Genomic DNA, 18,797 nt, shown 5'->3' on the forward strand with positions numbered 1-18,797 from the left:
CGACCCCCTGTCCGCCGAATCCGCCAGGCATGAGCGAGCGCGTCGTCGAAGTCGTCGCCGGGGTCATCACCGACAAGCGCGGCCGCATCCTGTTGTCCCGGCGCACGCCGGGCCGCGACATGCCGGGCTTGTGGGAGTTTCCCGGCGGCAAATGCGAACCGGGCGAGACCCCGGAAGCGGCGCTGGCGCGCGAACTCGACGAAGAGCTCGGCATCCAGGTCGTTGTCGGCGCGCCGCTGATGGTGGTGCCCCAGCGCTACCCCACTAAACGCCTGCGGCTCGACGTCCGCCATGTCGCCCAATGGCACGGCAGCCCCAAGGGCCGCGAAGGCCAGGCCTTGACCTGGGTCGCGCCGGACAAGCTCGGTCGCTACTCGATGCCGCCCGCCGACCTGCCCGTCGTGGCCGCCCTGCAGGCGCCCGATCGCTACCTCGTCACCCCACCGCCCGGCGACGATGATGCCGCCTGGCTGCGCAGCCTCGACGACGCTCTGCGCAATGGCATCCGCCGTGTGCAACTGCGCCTGCCCGGCATCGCTTCGGACCGGCAGACGAGCCTGCTCACCGAGGCCGCCACACGCTGCCGCCGGCGCGGCGCCGAACTGCTGTTCAACGGCCCGCCGACGCTGGCCCAGGCCGCAGCCGTCGGCCTGCATCTCAAGGCCGCCGCGTTGCGCGACCACGCCACGCGCCCGATTGCCCCTGGCCTGCCGCTCGCCGCCTCCTGCCACGATGCCGACGACCTCGCCCACGCCGCCCGCTTGGCCTGCGACTTCGTCGTGCTGGGCCCGGTCTCCGAGACCGCCAGCCACCCCGGCCAGTCCGGCATCGGTTGGCCGGCCTTCGCCAGCCTGCGCGAACACAGCGCCCTGCCGATCTACGCCATCGGCGGCATGACTCCCGCCGATATCGAAACCGCCCGCCGCCACGGCGCCCAAGGCATCGCCGCCATCCGCAGCCTCTGGCCTGGCGCTGCGTAGTCGCGATTGCTTTCTACTGCGTGCTCCCCGCACGCGCCGCGGCGAGCGCGCGGTAGCGGATGTCGAGCTCGCCGATGCGGGCGTCCAGGTCTGCCAGGCTGCCGTCGTTGACGATGACGTCGTCGGCGATCGCCAGGCGAGCGTCGCGGGTCGCCTGGGCGGCGATCATTTCCTGGGCCAGGGTCTTGTCGATGCCGTCGCGGCGGAGCAGGCGGGCCAGTTGGGCCGCCACCGGCACGTCGATCACCAGCACGCGATCGAGCCACGGGTAGTGGGCGCGTCCGCCTTCAGCCAGTAACGGGATCGCCGCGATCGCGTACGGACCCGTGGCCGCCTCGCAAGCACTCTGCAGAGCGAGCCGGATGCGCGGATGGAGGATCGCTTCCAGGCGCTTACGGGCGTCGGAATCCGCGAAGATCCGTCGCCGCATCGCGGCGCGATCGAGGTTGCCGTCGGCGGCCAGCGCGTCGGTGCCGAAGGCCGCGACCACTTCGGCCAGGCCCTCGCTGCCGAGGGCGACCGCCGCGTGCGCGGCGAGGTCGGCATCGGCGACGACGATGCCGCGCGCCTCGAACGCCGCCGTGGCCGCGGACTTGCCCGAGGCGATGCCGCCGGTGAGACCGATGACCAGCGCGACCATCGTGGCCGTGCGCTACTGCAGCCCGGACACGCGCAGGTAGAGCGCGGTCAGGTCGTGGCCCCACATGAAGGTCACCCAGCCGGCCACCGCCAGATACGGTCCGAACGGAATCGGTGTCGCCTGATCGCGTCCGCGCACTGCAAGGATGATCGAGCCGACGATTGCGCCGGTCACCGCCGACAGCAGGATGATCGGCAGCAGCCCCGCCAAGCCACACCAGGCGCCGAGCGCGGCCAGCAGCTTGAAGTCACCGTGGCCCATGCCCTCCTTGCCGGTGGCCTGTTTGAACAGCCACCACACCGACCACAGGCTGGCGTAGCCGACCACCGCCCCCAGCAGCGCGGGTTTGGCCGGCATGTACAGGTTGTCGAGGCTGGCGATGAGGCCCAGCCACATCAGCGGCAACGTCAGCGAGTCAGGCAGCAACTGGGTGCGCGCATCGATGCCCGACAGCGCGATCAGGAAGCCGGTCAGCACCAGCGCACCGAAGCCCTGCCAGCCGAAGCCGAACCGCCATACGCAGGCCGCGAACAACAGCATTGTCAGCAGTTCGATCGCGGGGTACTGGACCGAGATCGGCGCCTTGCAGCTGCGGCAGCGTCCGCGCAGCGCCAGCCAGCTGACCACCGGGATGTTCTCGTACCACGACAACTGGTGCCCGCAATGCGGGCAGTGCGAGCGTTCGACGACGATGCCGGGAGGCGGCGGATCGTAGAGGTCGGGTTCGCCGAGGATCTCGCGGCTGTCGCGCTTCCACTGCCATTCCAGGCGCCTGGGCAGACGCAGGATCACCACATTGAGGAAGCTGCCCACCAGCAGGCCGAGGCCGGCGGCGAGGGGATAGCCCAGGGCCGGGTTGTGATCGAGAAAAGCCATGTGTCAGCCAGTCGCCGCCATCGCGAGTTTGAAGATTGGCAGGTACATCGCGATCACGATCGCGCCGACCAGGGTGCCGATGATGACCATCACGAACGGCTCGAGCAGACTCGAGATCGCGTCGACCGCATTGTTGACCTCTTCCTCGTAGAACTCGGCCACCTTGAACAGCATTGTGTCCAGCGCACCCGCCTCCTCGCCGATCGCGGTCATCTGCACCACCATGTGCGGAAACAACGCGGTCTGCCGCATCGCCATGTTGAGTTGGTAGCCCACGGCCACGTCGTCGCGCATGCGCAGCACCGCGTGCTCATAGACCGAACTGCCGGTCGCGCCGGCCACCGAGTCCAGCGCCTCGACCAGCGGCACGCCGGCCTTGAAGGTCACACCCAGCGTGCGCGCGAAGCGCGCGATCGACGAGTTGTGCAGCACGCGGCCGACCACGGGCAGGCGCAGCAGCGTGCGGTCCACCCCGTGCTGCAGCGCCGGGGAACGCTTGAACGCGAACAGGAAGCCGAACGCGGACGCGAACACCACGATCACGATCAGCCACCACCATTTCACCATCATCGCCGAGATGCCGAACACCAGCTCGGTGAACGCGGGTAGGTCGGTGCCGAAGCTCTCGAACGTCTCGCGGAACGTCGGCACGACGAACACCATCAGCACCGCGCAGACCAGGATCGCGACCGCGATGATCGCGGCCGGGTAGAACAGCGCCTTTTTGATCTTGCCCTTGATCGACTCGATGCTCTCCTTGTACGAAGCGATCGTGTCGAGCACGGTTTCCAGCGCGCCGGCCGACTCGCCCGCGCGCACCAGGTTGCGGTAGAGCTCGTCGAACTGCACCGGATACTTGCTCAGCGCCTCGAAGATCGAGGCGCCGCCCTCGATGTCGACGCGGATGCCATCGACCATCTGCTTCATGCGCGGGTTCTTCTGGCCGTTGCCGATGATTTCCAGCGCCTGCACCACCGGCACGCCGGACTTCATCATCGTCGCGGTCTGGCGGCTGAAGATCGCGATGTCGCGCGCCGAGATCGCCTTGCCGGCGCCACCGAGCAGCGGTTGGCGCTTGGGCTGCACCAGCGTCGGCTGGATGCCTTGGCGGCGCAGTTCGGCGCGCAACAGGTTCGCGCTCTTGGACTGCTGCTCGCCCTTCATCTTGATGCCGCGCTTGTCCGTGCCCTCCCAGGCGAACAGACGCAGCGTCACCCCGGCTTGCGCCGGCGTCGCGTTCGAAGCGCGGACAGTCTTGCGGGCCGCGGTACGTGAGGTCGACATGGAACGTTCCCCAGGGGTCGGCGTGTCCCTCGCCGGACGGATGGCCGCATGGTAGCGAAAACCGGCCCCTGGCGCTGGACGTCAAGCGGCCAAAGGGCGGAATCAGTCCTTGGTGACCCGGTTGATCTCGGCCAGGCTGGTCAGACCCTGGCGGGCCTTTTCCAGTGCCGATTGGCGCAGGTCCTTGACGCCGGCGCGCTGCGCGGCCTCGGCGATCTGCATCGCGTTGCCGCCCTGGAGCACGATCGTCTGAATCTGTTCGCTCATCGGCATCACCTGGTACACGCCCACGCGTCCGCGATAGCCGTTGGTGCATTCATCGCAGCCGACCGGCTCGTAGATCTCCACGCCGGCGCGGACCTGCTCCTCGGTGAAGCCCTCGGTGAGCAGCGCATGATCGGGCAGCACGACGCGCTGCTTGCAACGCGGGCACAGCCGCCGCGCCAGCCGCTGGGCGATTACCAGGGTGATCGAGCTGACGATGTTGTACGGCGCGATACCCATATTCATCAGGCGCGCGATCGTCTGCGGCGCATCGTTGGTGTGCAGTGTCGAAAGCACCATGTGGCCGGTCTGCGCGGCCTTGATGCCGATCTCCGCGGTTTCCAGGTCGCGGATCTCGCCGACCATGATCACGTCCGGGTCCTGACGCAGGAATGCCCGCAGCGCCGCGGCGAAGGTCATGCCCCGGCGCTCGTTCTGCTGCACTTGGTTCACGCCCGGCAGCCGGATCTCGACCGGGTCCTCGACCGTGGAAATGTTGCGGGTCTCGTCGTTGAGAATGCCTAGCGCGGTGTACAGCGAGACCGTCTTGCCCGAACCGGTGGGGCCGGTGACCAGCACCATGCCGTAGGGCTTGTGGATCGCATCGAGGAACAGCTTCTGCTGGTCAGGCTCGTAGCCCAACTTGTCGACGCCCAGCTTCGCGGCGCTGGCATCGAGAATGCGCAGCACCACCTTCTCGCCGAATAGCGTCGGCAGCGTGCTCACGCGGAAGTCGATCTGCCGCGTCTTGGACAGGTTCAACTTGATGCGCCCGTCCTGCGGCGCGCGCTTCTCGGCGATGTCGAGCTGCGCCATCACCTTCAGGCGTGCGGCGATGCGCTGGTTGAGCTTGACCGGCACCTTGGCCGCCAGCTTGAGCATGCCGTCCACGCGCAGCCGCACGCGGTAGTCGGTCTCGTAGGGCTCGAAATGGATGTCCGAGGCGCCGCGCTTGATCGCATCGACCAGCACCTTGTTGACGAACCGCACGATCGGCGCATCGTCCTTGCCGTCGACGACGTTTTCGATCCGGCCGCCGTCCTCGTCGCCGCCCACGTCCAGGTTGTCGAGGCCCTCGGCATCGTCCAGCGCGCCGGCCAGCGAATCCGAGCTCGATAGCCACAGTTCCAGCGTCCGGCGGATGCTGTCCTCGTCCACCAGGATCGGCTCGACCGTCAGGTTGGTCTGAAACTTGATGTCGTCCAGTGCCAGCGTGTTGGTCGGGTCGGAGATGCCCACGAACAGACGCGGGCCGCGCTGGAATAGCGGCAGCACCGAGTGCTTGTTGAGCAGTTCCTCGCTGACCAGCTTGACCGCGCTCGCCTGCGGCGCCATCGCCGCCGGGTCGAACAGCGGCATGCCGAACTCCACTGACAAGGCCGCCGCCATCTGCGCCGCGCTGACCAGCTTGTGCTCGCGCAGGTAGCCTGCGACATTCCGTCGCGCCGCCGTCGCTTTGTCCAGCGCCTCACGCGCGGCCGCCTCGTCCAGCGCACCGTCCATGACCAAGCGGCGGGCGATGCCGGTGATGCCGACGAGATTGGGGCCGGGATGGACGCTCATCTGATCGCTCTGTGGTGGACGCGGGCACTCTACTGCAACCGGTGCGGTGACGGCGCGTCGCGGCGCATTCATGCGCGCGGGCGGCGGCGCTCCACAGGCGCATGAGATCAGCGTCAGCCCGAGCGACCATCGCGCGACGAGCGGCTGGCGCGTCCGTGCAGCTTGCGACGGCACCAGCCGCCGATCGCTGATGCCAGCATGGCGGGCACTGCGAGTACGACCGCGTACACCACGCCGGCCGCCAGCAAGGGGCCGATGCCGGACACCGCGACCACGACCGGCACCTGTGCGAGCATGACCGCCGCGCCCCAGCGCCACGCCCGCATCGGGAATGCCAGGCCCAGTGCCAGCGACAGCGCGAGTGCGGCGGGGCAGGCCAGGGTCCAGTAACGACTGGCATCCCACGGTTCGCCGCCGCCCATCGACAGCGATACGGCGCTCCACAGGCCCAGGCCGGCGACTGCGGCTGTCGGCCATGCAATCCAGGAGGAGGTCATCGGCAGCTCCAGCGCATCGGGCGCAGCGAAAGGTCGCGATCATACCGGGCGAGTCGCCGTAAAGAGATGCACATGAAGCCCGGCGTTGCAGACAGACGCACTGCACGTTGGGCCTTCCCATCGGCGGCGTCGTGCGATCAATCGCGCGATCGTGCGCGGGTGCACGTTGAAGCGGCGCGCCACCTCACGGTGCGGCAGCTGCTCGCATAGCACCAGCTTGCGCGCTTTCTCGCGCTGGACAAGAAAGCGCGCATGGGCGTCCCGCATGGCGTCCACGCGCACGCGCTGCCGCCATCCTCGGCGCGCGTACGTTGGCTGACCAACGAGCACTCGAATTCAGACTAGCCCGCATCTTGAGCATGCGCGCTATGCTTATCTATACGCGCACAAGGACGGCCAGGACGCATGGAGCGACGAAATCCTCGACAGCCTGCAATCGCTACGCAGGGCTGCGAATCCCCATGGGGCCATCATCGAACGGCACGAAGCCGGCGAGGCCGCGCTATATCCCATGGACGCCAACCGGTCACTCTACCGCGGGCGGCACGGTCAATAGGGCGCGCACTACTTGCGTGCGCGCACTTGCGTGCGCGCACTTGCGTGCTGCAACGTGTGCCGGCGTGACTGTCGCGTTTTCACCAAATGGCAGACCTTTCATCACCCCGCCGTCCGGCGGTTCATTCCACTGAAAGAGGTGCGCGCCCCATGAACTTCAAACCCCTGGTCGCGGAATTCATCGGTACCTTCTGGCTGGTCCTGGGCGGCTGCGGTGCCGCGGTGTTGGCCGCGTCCTCGCCTGGCGCGGGGATCGGCACTCTCGGCGTCTCGTTCGCGTTCGGCCTGAGTGTCGTCACCATGGCCTATGCCCTGGGCTCGATCTCGGGCGGTCACTTCAACCCAGCGATCACGTTGTCGTGTTGGGTGGCCAAGCGCATCACCGCAGGCCGCGTGGTGCCTTACGTCATCGCGCAGACGCTGGGCGCGATCTGCGCGGCGGCGGTGCTGTACTACGTCGCCAGCGCCAGCCCGGTCTTCGACCCCAGCCATGGCTTCGCCACCAATGGCTACGGCGCGCATTCGCCGGCCGGCTATCCGCTGCAAGCGGCCATCGTCATCGAGTTCGTGCTGACGATGCTGTTCACCGTGATCGTGCTGGGCGTGACCGCCAAGCCGGTGACCGCGCCGTTTGCGCCGTTGGCGATCGGCCTGGCGCTGACGCTGATCCACCTGGTGAGCATTCCGGTCACCAATACCTCGGTCAACCCGGCGCGCAGCACCGGTGTGGCGCTGATCCAAGGTGGCCCGGCACTGCAGCAGTTGTGGGTGTTCTGGCTGGTGCCGCTCGTGGCTGGTGCGGCCGGCGGTGTGCTGCATCGGCTGGTGCTGGCGCCGCGTCGCGAGCTCTGAGGAGCGGCGATACCGCGCAGCGCGCGGGGCCGCGGATCGATCCGCGGCCCCGCGTTTTGACGGTGGGACAGATCAGTGCGGGCGCGGCCGCGCAGACGCGTGCGTTGCCTGCGTGGGGTGCGCCGACAGTGGCCAGCCCGGGATGGCCGCGCTGTCTTCGTCCGACGTGCTACCCACGCCGTAGGCTGCCCGCGGTTCGCGTACGCTGCCGCGCTTGGTCGGTGGCACGATCATCTGGTTTTCCACCGTGTCCATCAGCGCGCGGAGCGCGTCGGCCCCGCCCATGATCGCCTGGCCCAACGTAGGCAACGTGGCATCGGCCAAGGCGTTGTCCTCACTCGAGGCGATGACATCGCCATGCGCCGCGATCGTCTGGATGAGCTCGCCGAGCGCGTCCGCCTGATCGACGCTCATGCCGAACACCAGCCGGTCGCCACCCGGATCGACCCAATGGCCTGCCGCATCCACGGCGGCGACCTGGCCTTTGAACCCAAGCTCGGGCTCTGCCACAGTCGATGCATCGGCCGAGGCGTACACCGTGCTGGTAGCGGCGGCGTCAGCCTCGTCGTCCTCATCCGCCTCTCCGGCCATCCGCGGGAAGTCGGCGCCCCACGTCAGGTCGTTCAACACCAGTTCCGCCTGATCGGTGAAGAGTTCGAGGCAGGTGGCCAGTTCATCCATGCCGACCTCGGGCGACACCTCGCTGACCTCGTCATACGTGCGCGGACGCGCCAGCCGCGACAGGAAATCAATGTGGCTGTGCAACTGCTTCAATCGAAGCTGGCTGTCTTCCGGCAGGTAATAGCCGGTGCCCTGATCGTTCAACGTGTCATGTGACATCGCAACCTCCTCATTCCATGAAAGGCCCCGCGCACCGGGAATCGGCGACGGGAAGTCGGGAGGTTAGAAACCGCTAAGAGTCGGCGGGCGTATTTCCCCGAAGGGTGTTGTATTAGCCGCCCTCCCGACGCAGACATCGCGCCGGTCTACGACCGTCAGGATACGGACGTAAAAATCCCACCGGTTTGACGGAGGTGGGGACCGCTGTTCGAGGAGTTTCTACGCTCCTTGGGATTGAGTCAGCCGAGGCGTGCGGCGAGGGTCAAGCGCCCGAGTGTCGGGAAATCCCGCGCTCTCATGTAAGGAAAAACGCCTCTCTTGGCGAATCCTTAAAATCTGGGCATATGCAGAAGGCCCTAAACAAAGAACCCCGCCAGGGCGGGGTTCTTCGTGCGACACATAAGACTCGATATCGAGATTACAAGAGCAAGTGACTTGCTCTCTTACAACATCCGGCCTGCTTACGGGTTAGTCGCTGCAACCGTAGAGCAAGTGCCGCTGGCCATGTTGCACGATGTTGTGAGGACGCCAGGCGCCTTGGGAGTGAACACGGCGGTGCCAGTCAGCGGATCCGTGCCAGTCGTTCCAACGGTAAACCCTGCTTGACTCGTACAGGCGCCGCCAGTCGGGATGGCGGGCAGGGCCATCGAGGATTGATTGGCGGCGATATAGGCGTTCGTCCAAGCCTTGGCTTCGCCCATGCATGCATTCTCTGCCGCCTTGACGCGGTAGTTGTTGTACGCCGGCAGCGCGATCGCGGCCAGGATGGCGATGATCGCGACGACGATCATCAGTTCGATCAGGGTGAAACCTTTCTGCGTCTTCATGGAGCAACTCCCCAAGGGTGGATGGATTCACGTGCCTGGAAAGCGGCGGGTGCCGATCCGTGGGCAGCCGTGCGACATGCACGTGCACTAAGGGTGACGCATGGGTCGTGCCAATCGCGCGAAGTCGTCGGCCTGCGCCGTTTGAAGGCGTTCGGGGTGAACAAGCGTGAACGTTCTGCCTCGGGCCTGCCTGCCAAGGTCGCCTTGTGACGTTTCGCGTCAGGCGGTGGCGGGTCATCCATGTGACTGTGGTCGCAGATCGATGTGTTGGCGGCGTGCGCACCAAGCGACGAACACGGTATCGGCCGCACTTCAGTGAACTTGAGCGTGGGTTTGATCGACTGTCGTCGCAGCGCGCTGTCCCGCCCGAAGGGTGGGGCTGATCTCGCAGGTGGAGGGGCGATCCGTGTGCGGAATTAAAAGCCACGAATGTCATGCGGGTGCAGACGGCCTCAGCTCTTCTCCCCGGCCACGGGCCGCTGCCGAAGCGCCTGTCTCGACATTCGTGGCCTGCGGCTGCTACCCGTCCGCGCGGTATCGGGCGCCTGTTCTTGTCGAGGCAGGACGATGCGGAAGGCGCTGCCTTGGCCTGGCGCGCTCTCGACAGTGATGTCGCCGCCGGCCTCGCGGACGAGGTGGGCGGCGACGGCCAGGCCGAGGCCGGCGGCCTGGGCGGCGGGGCGGGTGGTGAAAAACGGTTCGAAGCAGCGCGCGCGGGTGGTGGCGTCCATGCCGCGTCCTGTGTCGCAGGCGATGATTTCGACTCGATCGAGCGCGTAGGCGGCAACGGACAGCGTGAACTGCCCGCCGTCGGGCATGGCCTGCTGGGCGTTGGCCGCCATGCCCAGCAGGATGAGTTCGAGGTGGGCGCGGTCGAAGTGGATCGCCAGGCGGGCGCTTGGGTCGAGGTCCAAACCCACGTCCACCCCGGGCAGGAAGGTACGCCGCAGGACGGGTTCGAGGTCGGCAATGGCCTCGACAGCGTCAAAGGTTTCGGGTGCCGTGTCGTCGTGGCGGCTGAAGTCGACGAGGCGGTGGCTGGTCTCGCCAGCGCGGCGCGCGGCGGACTCGGCGCTGCGCAGCGCTGCCTTCATCTCCGCCGGGTCGTCGCTGGCGAGGCCGCGTCCGGCATGGCCCATGACCAGTGCCAGCAGGTGGTTGAAGTCATGGGCGATGGTCGAGGCCAGGCGGCCGACAGCTTCCATCTTCTGGGCGTGCAGCAGCTGGGTCTGCTGGCGCTCGCGCTGCTCGATCTCCAGCAGCAGCCGGTCGCGGGCGCGTGCGAGATCGGCGCCCCTCTGACGGGCGAGATCCAGACTCTGGTGCAGGGCGATCAGGGCCTGATCGACAACGAAAGCGACGAGCGTGAGGCCGACCAGCGATGCGCCCACGTCGAGCGAGACGCGCCAAACGTGGTCGGGGGTGACCAGCAGGGGGCGCGTATCGGTCCAGGCGCCGAAAATGAACAGGCCGCCCAGCCACGCGGTGGCGGCCCACAACGTGCGGCGCCCCACCAGCACGCCTGCGATCAGGATCGGCAGCAGGTGCAGCATCTGCTGCGGGCCCAGGGCCGCCAAGCCCCAGCGCGGGTAGGCGATCGACAGCACGACGAGGCTGCCGAACACAAACGCATGGGTGGCCTGGCGCCAGAAACCGAGGCGTGCCGCAACGAAGCCACCCCAGATCACTGCGATGTGGACGAATGCCAATCCTAGAGTGACCGGATCTGTGGGGCCGCCGAGGCGTTCCCAGCCCAGTGCGGTCGCCATGGGGTAGTACACGCCGTAAACAGCAAGCACGCCCTGAAGCATGGCCGCATTGCGGTGGACGACCGGATCGGGCGGTGACCCATGGCCGCGCATCGGTCGTGCGGCATCGGATCGTGGCGATACGGTCCCAGTTGTTGGTGTGAAGCTCGGCTTGCCCGCCATCATGTGGTCTCCCTGGTAGCGAGTATATTGGCTGGCGGCCCGCCTCTCCTCTCCAGCGCGGTGGCGCTGCCGTTCCCCGAGGTCCCTGATGCCCCATCGTTCCGTTCGTCTCGCCCGCGCGGTGCTGTTGCTTGCGTCCGCGCTGCCATGCGCGTCCGTGCTGGCCCAGAACGCACCCGCCACCCCACCGCACGTGGAACGGATTCGGCATTGTCACCACCTGGCGGTGATCGAGCCTGCACAGGGCCTGGTCGCGGCGCAGGCGTTGCTGGCCGACCGCGGGCTGCCTGTCGATGCCCGGGCAATGGCAACCATTTGTCTAGGCGTGGCGCAATTGTCGTCGGGGCAGGGTGAGGCGGCTGGACAGACTGCGACGCAAGCACTTGCGTTGTTGGACGATACCAAGGTGCCTGCCGAAGTGCGGACAAGTGGGCATAACCGGATCGCGCCCCTGGTCGCCCGGACCGGACGGCCGGATCTGGCGCTCCAGTTGGTGCAGGCATCGCTCTCCGAAGCGCTGCGCACCAAGAACGCGCCCGAGCAGCTCAACGCGCTGATCACGATTGCCCATCTGCGGGCGAACGATTTCGACGATCCAAAAGGTGCGCTGCCGTTCTTCCAGCAGGCGTATGCGCTTGATCGCAAACTGGGCCGGCCCGACGCGCCGCAGAACATCATGCTGCGCCACGACCTGGCATTGACGCTAGCGCAGACCGGCAGGCTCGAGGAAGCTTCGGCACTGTTCGACGAGGTCGACGCAGCAGCCGCCAAGTTCCCCGACATGCAGGGTGTTCGCAACAGGATTGGGATCTACCGCGCCGAAGCAGTTCGTGAGAGAGGAGATCTGCAGCAAGCGGAGGCGATGTTCCGCGCGGTGATTGCGCGGGCACGCGAGATTGGGGATGCCGGCGCCGAGGCAGGCGCCACTGATGGCTTGGCCCGGGTGCTGCTCGCCCAGGGGCAGGCAGAGGCCGCCAAGCCCTATGCCGAACGTGTGTTGGCACTCGCTGAAGCCGCGAGGATGCCGTCGGGGCATCGCAGCTCGCTGTACCTGATGGCCGATGTCGCCACTGCGCTGGGCGACACAAACGCGGCGGCAGGATATGCGAGTCGCGCGCGCGAACTCGACCGTGCGAATAGCCGGGGACAGACGGCTCGACAACTGGCGCGGCTACAGGCTGAAGCCGAACGAGATCTACAGCCCGAGCAGGTCGTCGCGCGCCAGGCCGCGGCACGCAATCGTATGCTGCGTGACCTCGGACTGGGGGCGTTGGCGATCATTGCTCTGGTCTCGCTGGTGTTGCTGCTCCGGACCCGACGGCAAAAACAGCGTCTGACCGAGTTGAGCACGACCGATCCGCTGACCGGGCTGATGAATCGCCGCGCCGCTGACGGCGCGCTGCAGGCGTTGGCGGCCGATGGCCGGCGCGCGGCGCTGGTGCTTCTGGACGTGGATGCGTTCAAGTCGATCAACGATCAGTTTGGGCATGATATCGGCGACGCGGCCCTGTTGCAGATTGCGCGTTGCCTGCGCGAGACCTGCGATACGGGCGATGTGGTGGCGCGCTGGGGCGGTGAGGAGTTTCTGGTGGCGCGCGGCGACACATCCCGCATGGCCGCATTTGCGCTGGCCGAGCATCTGCGCCGGCAAGTCGAGCGGCTTCGCGTGGACGACGGCCGCGGCGGCATGCTGCCGCTGACGGTCTCGAGCGGGGTGTCATCGTTGCCGGTGTTCCCGGGCGACGCACCGCGCTGGCAGGACGCGATCCGTGTCGCGGATCGCGCGCTGTACGTGGCCAAGCGGGCCGGTCGCAACGCCTGGGCGGGCGTCTGGGGCCTGGACGCCGGCAATGGCGTCGATGTCTACAGTGTGCTGGACAATCCCAACCATGCGCTGCAGCAGGGCTGGATCGAGATCGGCGGCAATCGGCCGATGGATTGGTCGCAGGTGCGGCCCAAGGCGACGGGAGGCACGCGAGGCGGCGGTGGACCGATGCGACAGGAGACGGCCAGCCGGCCTTGATCTGTCGCCAGAAGCTAAAACCGGGGTCAGAGTGCAATTTCAAGGAAATTGCACTCTGACCCCGGTTTTGCGTTGCCTCGTTCTAGTCGATGCCGAGTTTCTTGAGCTTGTAGCGCAGGGCGCGGAAGGTGATGCCGAGCACGGCCGCGGTCTTGGTCTTGTTGTAGCGGTTTTCCTGCAGCGCTTGCTGGATCGCGGCGCGCTCGATGTCCTCGATGTAGGAGGGCAGGGCCGTGCCGGCGGTCTCGTAGGGACTGAGTGTGCGCGGGTCGGGCGGCAGCCGGGTCCCCGCCTGGGCTGCAGCGGCGGGGCTGCCGGCCATGCCGGGCTGGGCCGTCGGCAGGTGCAAGTCGGCAGCGGTGATGCGGTCGCCGTCGGCCATCGCCAGGGCGCGTTCGAGGATGTTTTCCAGTTCGCGGATATTGCCGGGGAAGGCATGCGCCTCAAGGGCGGCGATCGCGTCCTGCGCAAGCACCGGCGCCGGACGGCGCATGGCCTGGGCGAGCCGGCGCAAAATAGCGTCCGACAGCAGCGGCAGGTCGCCGGCACGCTCGCGCAGTGGCGGCACGGTCAAGCCGATGACGTTGATGCGGTAGTAGAGGTCGTGGCGGAAGCGGCCTTCGTCGACCAGCGTTGCCAGGTCCTTGTGGGTGGCCGACAGGATGCGCACGTCGACCTGCACTTCGGTCGAGGCGCCGACCGGGCGCACCGATTTTTCCTGGATCGCGCGCAGCAGCTTGACCTGCATCGGCAGCGGCAGTTCGGCCACTTCGTCGAGGAACAGCGTGCCGCCTTCGGCCGCCTGGAATAGGCCAGGCTTGTCGCTGTGTGCGCCGGTGAAGCTGCCCTTGCGATGTCCGAAGAACTCGCTTTCCATCAGTTCGTTGGGAATCGCGCCGCAGTTGACCGGCACGAACGGACCGCCGGCGCGTGCGCTCTGCGCATGCAGCATGCGCGCGACGAGCTCCTTGCCGGTGCCCGATTCGCCGTTAATGCAGACCGGTGCCTGGCTGCGCGCGACCTTGGCCAGCGTGTTGCGCAGCGTGACCATGGCCTCGGACTTGCCGAGCAGGCGACCACCGGCCGCGTCGTCGCTGTGGCGGCCGCGTTCGCCCAGTTCCAGTGCCTGGCGTACGAGACCGCGCAGCACGTTGATGTCGACCGGCTTGCTGACGAAATCAAACGCGCCGGCCTTCAATGCATCGACTGCGGCCTCGACGTTGCCGTAGGCGGTGATCACCGCGACCGGAGTGCCAGGAAAGCGCGTGTTGATCTCCCCGACCAGGTCCAGACCCGAGCCGTCGGGCAGGCGCATGTCGGTCAGGCACAGGTCGTAGTGGCCGTTGGCCAGCAACTCGCGGGCGGCCGCGAGGTTGGGCGCGGTGTCGGTACGCAGGCTCATGCGGCCCAGCGTGAGGACCAGCAGTTCGCGGATGTCGTGTTCGTCGTCGACGATCAGGGCGCTGCGGTGCTCGCTCATCGAAATCTGGCTGGGCGCTTGGCTTTTGCGGAGTGACCCATAGTGACAGCTTTTGCCAATAGTGACGAGGGTCACACTGGTGACGTCGGTCACAGCGAACGCGGCCGGGCGCCCTGTTTTCGTGAGGGTTCGTGCGTTTTCATCGTCGTCCACGGCGTGTCCGCCGCGCCGGCTGTGGTTCACCCGCGCCGCGTACTGCGCCGTACTGACAGGGCGATCCGAAAGCATGCGCCGCCGTCCGGTGCGGGGACATAGTCGAGCCGTGCTTCGTTGGCGCGGCACAGTTCGTGCGCGATGTAGAGCCCCAGGCCCGTGCCGCTTTCGGAGGTGGTGAAGAAGGGGCGGAACAACTGACCCAGGGCGGTGTCTTCGACGCCGGGCCCGTGATCGCACACGCTGATGCAGGGTCGCTCGCCATCCTCGATGCGCAAGGTGATGCGCGCCGGCTCACCCGGTTGGCGGCCGTAGCGCACGGCGTTGTTGACCAGTGCAGTGAGCACCTGGTGCAAGTGGCGCGGGTCGACCACCGCGCGCACGCAGGCGGTGTCGCAGTCCACGTCCAGGATGGCGTTGTCGTCGGCGACGATCAGCCGGTAGTCCTGCACGAAGGCGTGCACGGCGGCCACCAGCTCGACGGGCTCGGGCCGTGCGCGCTCGCGACGTGCCAGGCCGAGCACGCTCTCGACGATGCCGTTGGTGCGCACGCATTGCTGGTGGACGATCTGCAGCAGGCGGCGATCGCCGTCCTGGATGGCGTCCGATTCTTCGAGCAATTGCGTCGCGTAGCTGATCGCCGCCAGCGGGTTGCGGATCTCGTGGGCGAGGCTGGCGGAGAACCGGCCCATCGTGGCGAGGGTCAGCGATTCGGCGCGGCGGGTGACCAGCGAGGTGTCGTCGAGGAAGACGAGTGTATTGTCGCCGTCGGCGAGCAGGCGCACGAACCGCGGCATGACATCGACATGCTCGCGCAGTGCGAGCGGGGCATCGTCGCTGCTGCCGCTGCGCAGCCAACTGGCCAGTCGCAACGCCAGCGGCGGCGACAGGCGCGACAGCGGGCGGCCGTGCGGGTCGCCGTCGGCGTCGAGCAGGGCGAGCGCGGCCTCGTTGGCCCGGCGCACATGGCCGGCGCCGTCGACGAGCAGCACGCCGGTCTGCATGCGGCGGATGATCAGCTCGTTGATCTCGGCCAGGCTCTCGGCCTCGGCCTCGTGGTGGTCGGCCAGCGCCTGGCTCTCGCGGATCTGCTTGCCGAGCAGGCGGGTCAGCGATGCGGCCGCGAACAGGCCGAGTGCGAACATCAGCGGCTCGGCGATCGGGCGCGTTGGCGCGCGCGCGCTGGTCAGGCCGGCGAGCGGCCCGATCAGCAGCGAGGCTGCCGCGACCACGCAGATCAGCAGGCTGACGCGCAGGTTCACGAACAGCGAAGCCGCCGCAACGTTGAACAGCAGCAGCATCGCCACGCCGGGCGCGACATCGGGGACGGCATGACTGGTCAGCGCCGCGACCAGGATGTCGACGCCGATGCCGACTGTCGCGTGGGCGGCGTAGTCGGGGTTGGGCGCGCGGGCATGGATCAACAAGCCGACCGAGGCAACCAGGTAGCCCAGGCTCACCGGGACCGCGATCGCAGCGATCTCCACGCCGCCCAGCGCCTCGCCCCAGGGGCTGAAGACGACCAGCGCCAGCAGCGCGGCCTCGAGCACTCGGGACAGCGAGAACAGGGCCAGTTCGCGCTGCATCAGCGACCGGGACATCGCGGGGGCGAGCAGCGGCACGGGGGCTCCAGGGGGCGGTCCGGCGCCAGTATAGGCAGGCGCCGACGGTCCCGGCCGACCCGGCGATTTTGCCCGGCGGGCGCGCATGCGCGAGAATGGCGGACCCCGTCGGCCCGCCGCGCCTTGTGCGCCCGCCGGCGGTCGGCGACATTTCCTTCCCGTACGGACCCCACATGAACTTCCACGAATACCAGGCGAAGCAGTTGTTTGCCGATTACGGCATCCCCGTGCCGGCCGGGCGCGTCGCGTCCTCCGCCGACGAAGCAGTCGAAGCAGCCAAGTCCCTGGGCGATGGCCCCTGGATGGTCAAGGCCCAGATCCACGCCGGTGGCCGCGGCAAGGCCGGTGGCGTGAAGTTCTGCAAGACCCATGATGATGTGAAGGCCGCCGCCGAGAAGATGCTCGGCACGAACATGGCGACCTACCAGTCGGCGGGCGTCGCCCTGCCGGTGAACCTGGTGCTGGTGACCGAGGCCGGCGAGATCGCCAAGGAACTGTACCTGTCGGTGCTGGTGGACCGCGGCACGCAGTCGATCACCTACATCGTCTCGAGCGAGGGTGGCGTGGACATCGAGCAGGTCGCTGCCGAGACCCCCGAGAAGATCGAGACCCTCAACGTCGGCTTCGTCGAAGGCTTCCAGGCCTACCAGGGCCGCGACATCGGCTTCAAGATCGGCCTGAACGCCAAGCAGGCCAACCAGCTGGCCAAGATCATGGGCGGCCTGTACCGGCTGTTCAACGAGAAGGACCTGGCGCTGGTGGAACTCAACCCGCTGGCGATCCTCGACAGCGGCGACCTGTACGCGCTCGACGGCAAGGTCAACAGCGACGACAACGCGACCTTCCGCCACAAGGATCTGGCCGCGATGCGCGACACGACCCAGGAAGATGAGGCCGAGGTGCGTGCCAGCGAGTACGACCTCAACTACGTGACGATGGACGGCAACATCGGCTGCATGGTCAACGGCGCCGGTCTGGCGATGGCGACGATGGACGTGATCGCGCTCAACGGCGGTTCGCCGGCCAACTTCCTCGACGTCGGCGGCGGCGCGACCAAGGAGCGCGTGACCGAGGCGTTCAAGCTCATCCTGTCCTCGGACAAGGTCAAGGCGATCTTCGTCAACATCTTCGGCGGCATCGTGCGTTGCGACATGATCGCCGAGGGCATCATCGCCGCGGTCAAGGAAGTGGACGTCAAGGTCCCGGTCGTGGTCCGTCTGGAAGGTACCAACGTGGAAGCGGGTAAGAAGCTGTTGGCCGAATCCGGCCTGGCCATCACCCCGGCCGACGACATCAACGACGGCGCCAAGAAGGCCGTCGCGGCCGTTGCCGCCTGACCCCACGCGACCAGGAAACTCATTCAATGTCTGTTCTGATCAACAAGAATACGAAGGTCATCGTGCAGGGCTTCACCGGCCAGCAGGGCACCTTCCACGCGACCCAGATGGTCGAGTACGGCACCCAGGTCGTCGGCGGCGTGACCCCCGGCAAGGGCGGCACCACCCACATCAACCTGCCGGTGTTCAACACCGTGCGCGAAGCGGTCGAAGCCACTGGCGCCGACGCGTCGGTGATCTACGTGCCGCCGCCGTTCGCGGCCGACGCGATCCTCGAGGCCGCAGCTGCCGGCATCAAGGTCATCGTGTGCATCACCGAGGGCATCCCGGTGCTCGACATGCTGCGCGTGAAGAACGTGCTCAAGTCGCACCCCGATGTCACGCTGGTCGGCCCAAACTGCCCCGGTGTGATCACTCCGGGCGAGTGCAAGATCGGCATCATGCCGGGTCATATCCACCAGCCGGGCAAGATCGGCATCGTCTCGCGTTCGGGCACGCTGACCTATGAAGCCGTCAAGCAGACCACCGCGGCGGGCCTGGGCCAGTCGACGGTCATCGGCATCGGCGGCGACCCGATCAACGGCCTGAACTTCGTCGACTGCCTGAAGCTGTTCAACGAAGACCCGCAGACCGAGGGCATCATCATGGTCGGCGAGATCGGCGGCGACGCCGAGGAAGCGGGCGCCGAGTACATCAAGGCGCACGTCAAGAAGCCGGTCGTAGGCTTCATCGCCGGCGCCTCGGCCCCTCCGGGCAAGCGCATGGGCCACGCCGGCGCGATCGCGTCGGGCGGCTCGGGCACGGCCGAAGGCAAGTTCAAGGCGATGGAAGCGGCCGGTGTGAAGACCGTCCGTTCGCCGGGCGACCTGGGTGCGGCGATCGCCGAGCTGGTCAAGTAAACGATCCGGATCACCGGTGTTTCTTAAAAAGGCCGCCTTCGGGTGGCCTTTTTTTGTGGTCTCGCCGCAGTGCGTGGACTTCTGCGAACTGATGACCACTTGCTTGCAAACCGGGGTGCAAAGCCGGGGTCAGAGTGCGATTTAGCCGCGCGAAAATTGCACTCTGACCCCGGC

Annotated in this window: 14 protein-coding genes and 1 pseudogene; 5 read left to right on the forward strand and 10 right to left on the reverse strand. The window is 67.3% G+C overall.

From position 1 onward, the window contains the following. Positions 1-29: 29 nt before the first annotated feature. Entirely contained in the window at positions 30-980 is a 951-nt protein-coding gene (locus tag MNO14_RS02975; protein ID WP_241945316.1) for a Nudix family hydrolase, read from the forward strand. 13 nt (positions 981-993) lie between these two features. On the opposite strand, the gene coaE is transcribed toward MNO14_RS02975, so the two are convergent. From coaE to MNO14_RS03000, 5 genes are all read right to left on the reverse strand, one after another. Further along, complete coding sequence (coaE, locus tag MNO14_RS02980) at positions 994-1,620, reverse strand: dephospho-CoA kinase (protein ID WP_241945317.1); 627 nt, start codon at positions 1,618-1,620, stop codon at positions 994-996. A 12-nt stretch (positions 1,621-1,632) separates the two neighbouring features. After that, entirely contained in the window at positions 1,633-2,496 is an 864-nt protein-coding gene (locus MNO14_RS02985) for an A24 family peptidase (protein ID WP_241945318.1), read from the reverse strand. A gap of 3 nt (positions 2,497-2,499) precedes the next feature. Then, positions 2,500-3,660 (reverse strand): type II secretion system F family protein, encoded by a 1,161-nt coding sequence (locus tag MNO14_RS02990; protein WP_241946241.1) that lies wholly within the window; start codon positions 3,658-3,660, stop codon positions 2,500-2,502. 222 nt (positions 3,661-3,882) lie between these two features. Further along, entirely contained in the window at positions 3,883-5,607 is a 1,725-nt protein-coding gene (gene pilB / locus MNO14_RS02995; protein WP_241945319.1) for a type IV-A pilus assembly ATPase PilB, read from the reverse strand. Positions 5,608-5,720: 113 nt separating this feature from the next. Further along, the gene (locus tag MNO14_RS03000; protein WP_241945320.1) at positions 5,721-6,104 is read right to left on the reverse strand and encodes a hypothetical protein; all 384 of its coding nucleotides are present in this window, start codon (positions 6,102-6,104) and stop codon (positions 5,721-5,723) included. A 705-nt stretch (positions 6,105-6,809) separates the two neighbouring features. Here MNO14_RS03000 and aqpZ point away from each other — a divergent pair. Further along, a complete protein-coding gene (gene aqpZ / locus MNO14_RS03005) occupies positions 6,810-7,511 on the forward strand; it encodes an aquaporin Z (RefSeq protein ID WP_241945321.1) in 702 nt (233 codons plus the stop codon). A 72-nt stretch (positions 7,512-7,583) separates the two neighbouring features. Here the strand turns inward: aqpZ and MNO14_RS03010 are convergent, their stop codons facing one another. The 3 genes and pseudogenes from MNO14_RS03010 to MNO14_RS03020 form a co-directional block, all read right to left on the reverse strand. Continuing rightward, a complete protein-coding gene (locus MNO14_RS03010) occupies positions 7,584-8,351 on the reverse strand; it encodes a hypothetical protein (protein WP_241945322.1) in 768 nt (255 codons plus the stop codon). Positions 8,352-9,088: 737 nt separating this feature from the next. Further along, positions 9,089-9,178 (reverse strand): annotated as a pseudogene (locus MNO14_RS03015) (prepilin-type N-terminal cleavage/methylation domain-containing protein); the annotation flags it as partial. Positions 9,179-9,630: 452 nt separating this feature from the next. Further along, positions 9,631-11,112, reverse strand: coding sequence for an ATP-binding protein (locus MNO14_RS03020; RefSeq protein ID WP_241945323.1), 1,482 nt, complete (start codon positions 11,110-11,112; stop codon positions 9,631-9,633). Between the two features lie 85 nt (positions 11,113-11,197). Here MNO14_RS03020 and MNO14_RS03025 point away from each other — a divergent pair, with 85 nt between their 5' ends. Further along, on the forward strand, positions 11,198-13,132 hold the full coding sequence (locus MNO14_RS03025; RefSeq protein WP_241945324.1) for a diguanylate cyclase: 1,935 nt from the start codon (positions 11,198-11,200) through the stop codon (positions 13,130-13,132). A gap of 82 nt (positions 13,133-13,214) precedes the next feature. Here MNO14_RS03025 and MNO14_RS03030 read toward each other — a convergent pair whose 3' ends face one another. Both MNO14_RS03030 and MNO14_RS03035 read right to left on the reverse strand, forming a co-directional pair. Continuing rightward, the gene (locus tag MNO14_RS03030) at positions 13,215-14,612 is read right to left on the reverse strand and encodes a sigma-54 dependent transcriptional regulator (RefSeq protein WP_241945325.1); all 1,398 of its coding nucleotides are present in this window, start codon (positions 14,610-14,612) and stop codon (positions 13,215-13,217) included. A gap of 179 nt (positions 14,613-14,791) precedes the next feature. After that, positions 14,792-16,387, reverse strand: coding sequence for an ATP-binding protein (locus tag MNO14_RS03035; RefSeq protein WP_241945326.1), 1,596 nt, complete (start codon positions 16,385-16,387; stop codon positions 14,792-14,794). Between the two features lie 173 nt (positions 16,388-16,560). Between MNO14_RS03035 and sucC the strand changes: the two genes are divergently transcribed. Next, entirely contained in the window at positions 16,561-17,724 is a 1,164-nt protein-coding gene (gene sucC, locus MNO14_RS03040; RefSeq protein ID WP_241945327.1) for an ADP-forming succinate--CoA ligase subunit beta, read from the forward strand. Between the two features lie 26 nt (positions 17,725-17,750). Beyond that, positions 17,751-18,623 (forward strand): succinate--CoA ligase subunit alpha, encoded by an 873-nt coding sequence (gene sucD, locus MNO14_RS03045; protein ID WP_241945328.1) that lies wholly within the window; start codon positions 17,751-17,753, stop codon positions 18,621-18,623. The last annotated feature ends 174 nt before the right edge of the window (positions 18,624-18,797 follow it).

The organism is Luteimonas sp. S4-F44, from assembly GCF_022637415.1.
Taxonomy (GTDB): domain Bacteria; phylum Pseudomonadota; class Gammaproteobacteria; order Xanthomonadales; family Xanthomonadaceae; genus Luteimonas.

Excerpts from the sequence above, each read along its gene's own strand:
- MNO14_RS02975 (WP_241945316.1), top strand. The coding sequence starts at position 30 with ATGAGCGAGCGCGTCGTCGAAGTCGTCGCCGGGGTCATCACCGACAAG.
- coaE (WP_241945317.1), bottom strand. The coding sequence starts at position 1,620 with ATGGTCGCGCTGGTCATCGGTCTCACCGGCGGCATCGCCTCGGGCAAG.
- MNO14_RS02985 (WP_241945318.1), bottom strand. The coding sequence starts at position 2,496 with ATGGCTTTTCTCGATCACAACCCGGCCCTGGGCTATCCCCTCGCCGCC.
- MNO14_RS02990 (WP_241946241.1), bottom strand. The coding sequence starts at position 3,660 with ATGAAGGGCGAGCAGCAGTCCAAGAGCGCGAACCTGTTGCGCGCCGAA.
- pilB (WP_241945319.1), bottom strand. The coding sequence starts at position 5,607 with ATGAGCGTCCATCCCGGCCCCAATCTCGTCGGCATCACCGGCATCGCC.
- MNO14_RS03000 (WP_241945320.1), bottom strand. The coding sequence starts at position 6,104 with ATGACCTCCTCCTGGATTGCATGGCCGACAGCCGCAGTCGCCGGCCTG.
- aqpZ (WP_241945321.1), top strand. The coding sequence starts at position 6,810 with ATGAACTTCAAACCCCTGGTCGCGGAATTCATCGGTACCTTCTGGCTG.
- MNO14_RS03010 (WP_241945322.1), bottom strand. The coding sequence starts at position 8,351 with ATGTCACATGACACGTTGAACGATCAGGGCACCGGCTATTACCTGCCG.
- MNO14_RS03020 (WP_241945323.1), bottom strand. The coding sequence starts at position 11,112 with ATGATGGCGGGCAAGCCGAGCTTCACACCAACAACTGGGACCGTATCG.
- MNO14_RS03025 (WP_241945324.1), top strand. The coding sequence starts at position 11,198 with ATGCCCCATCGTTCCGTTCGTCTCGCCCGCGCGGTGCTGTTGCTTGCG.
- MNO14_RS03030 (WP_241945325.1), bottom strand. The coding sequence starts at position 14,612 with ATGAGCGAGCACCGCAGCGCCCTGATCGTCGACGACGAACACGACATC.
- sucC (WP_241945327.1), top strand. The coding sequence starts at position 16,561 with ATGAACTTCCACGAATACCAGGCGAAGCAGTTGTTTGCCGATTACGGC.
- sucD (WP_241945328.1), top strand. The coding sequence starts at position 17,751 with ATGTCTGTTCTGATCAACAAGAATACGAAGGTCATCGTGCAGGGCTTC.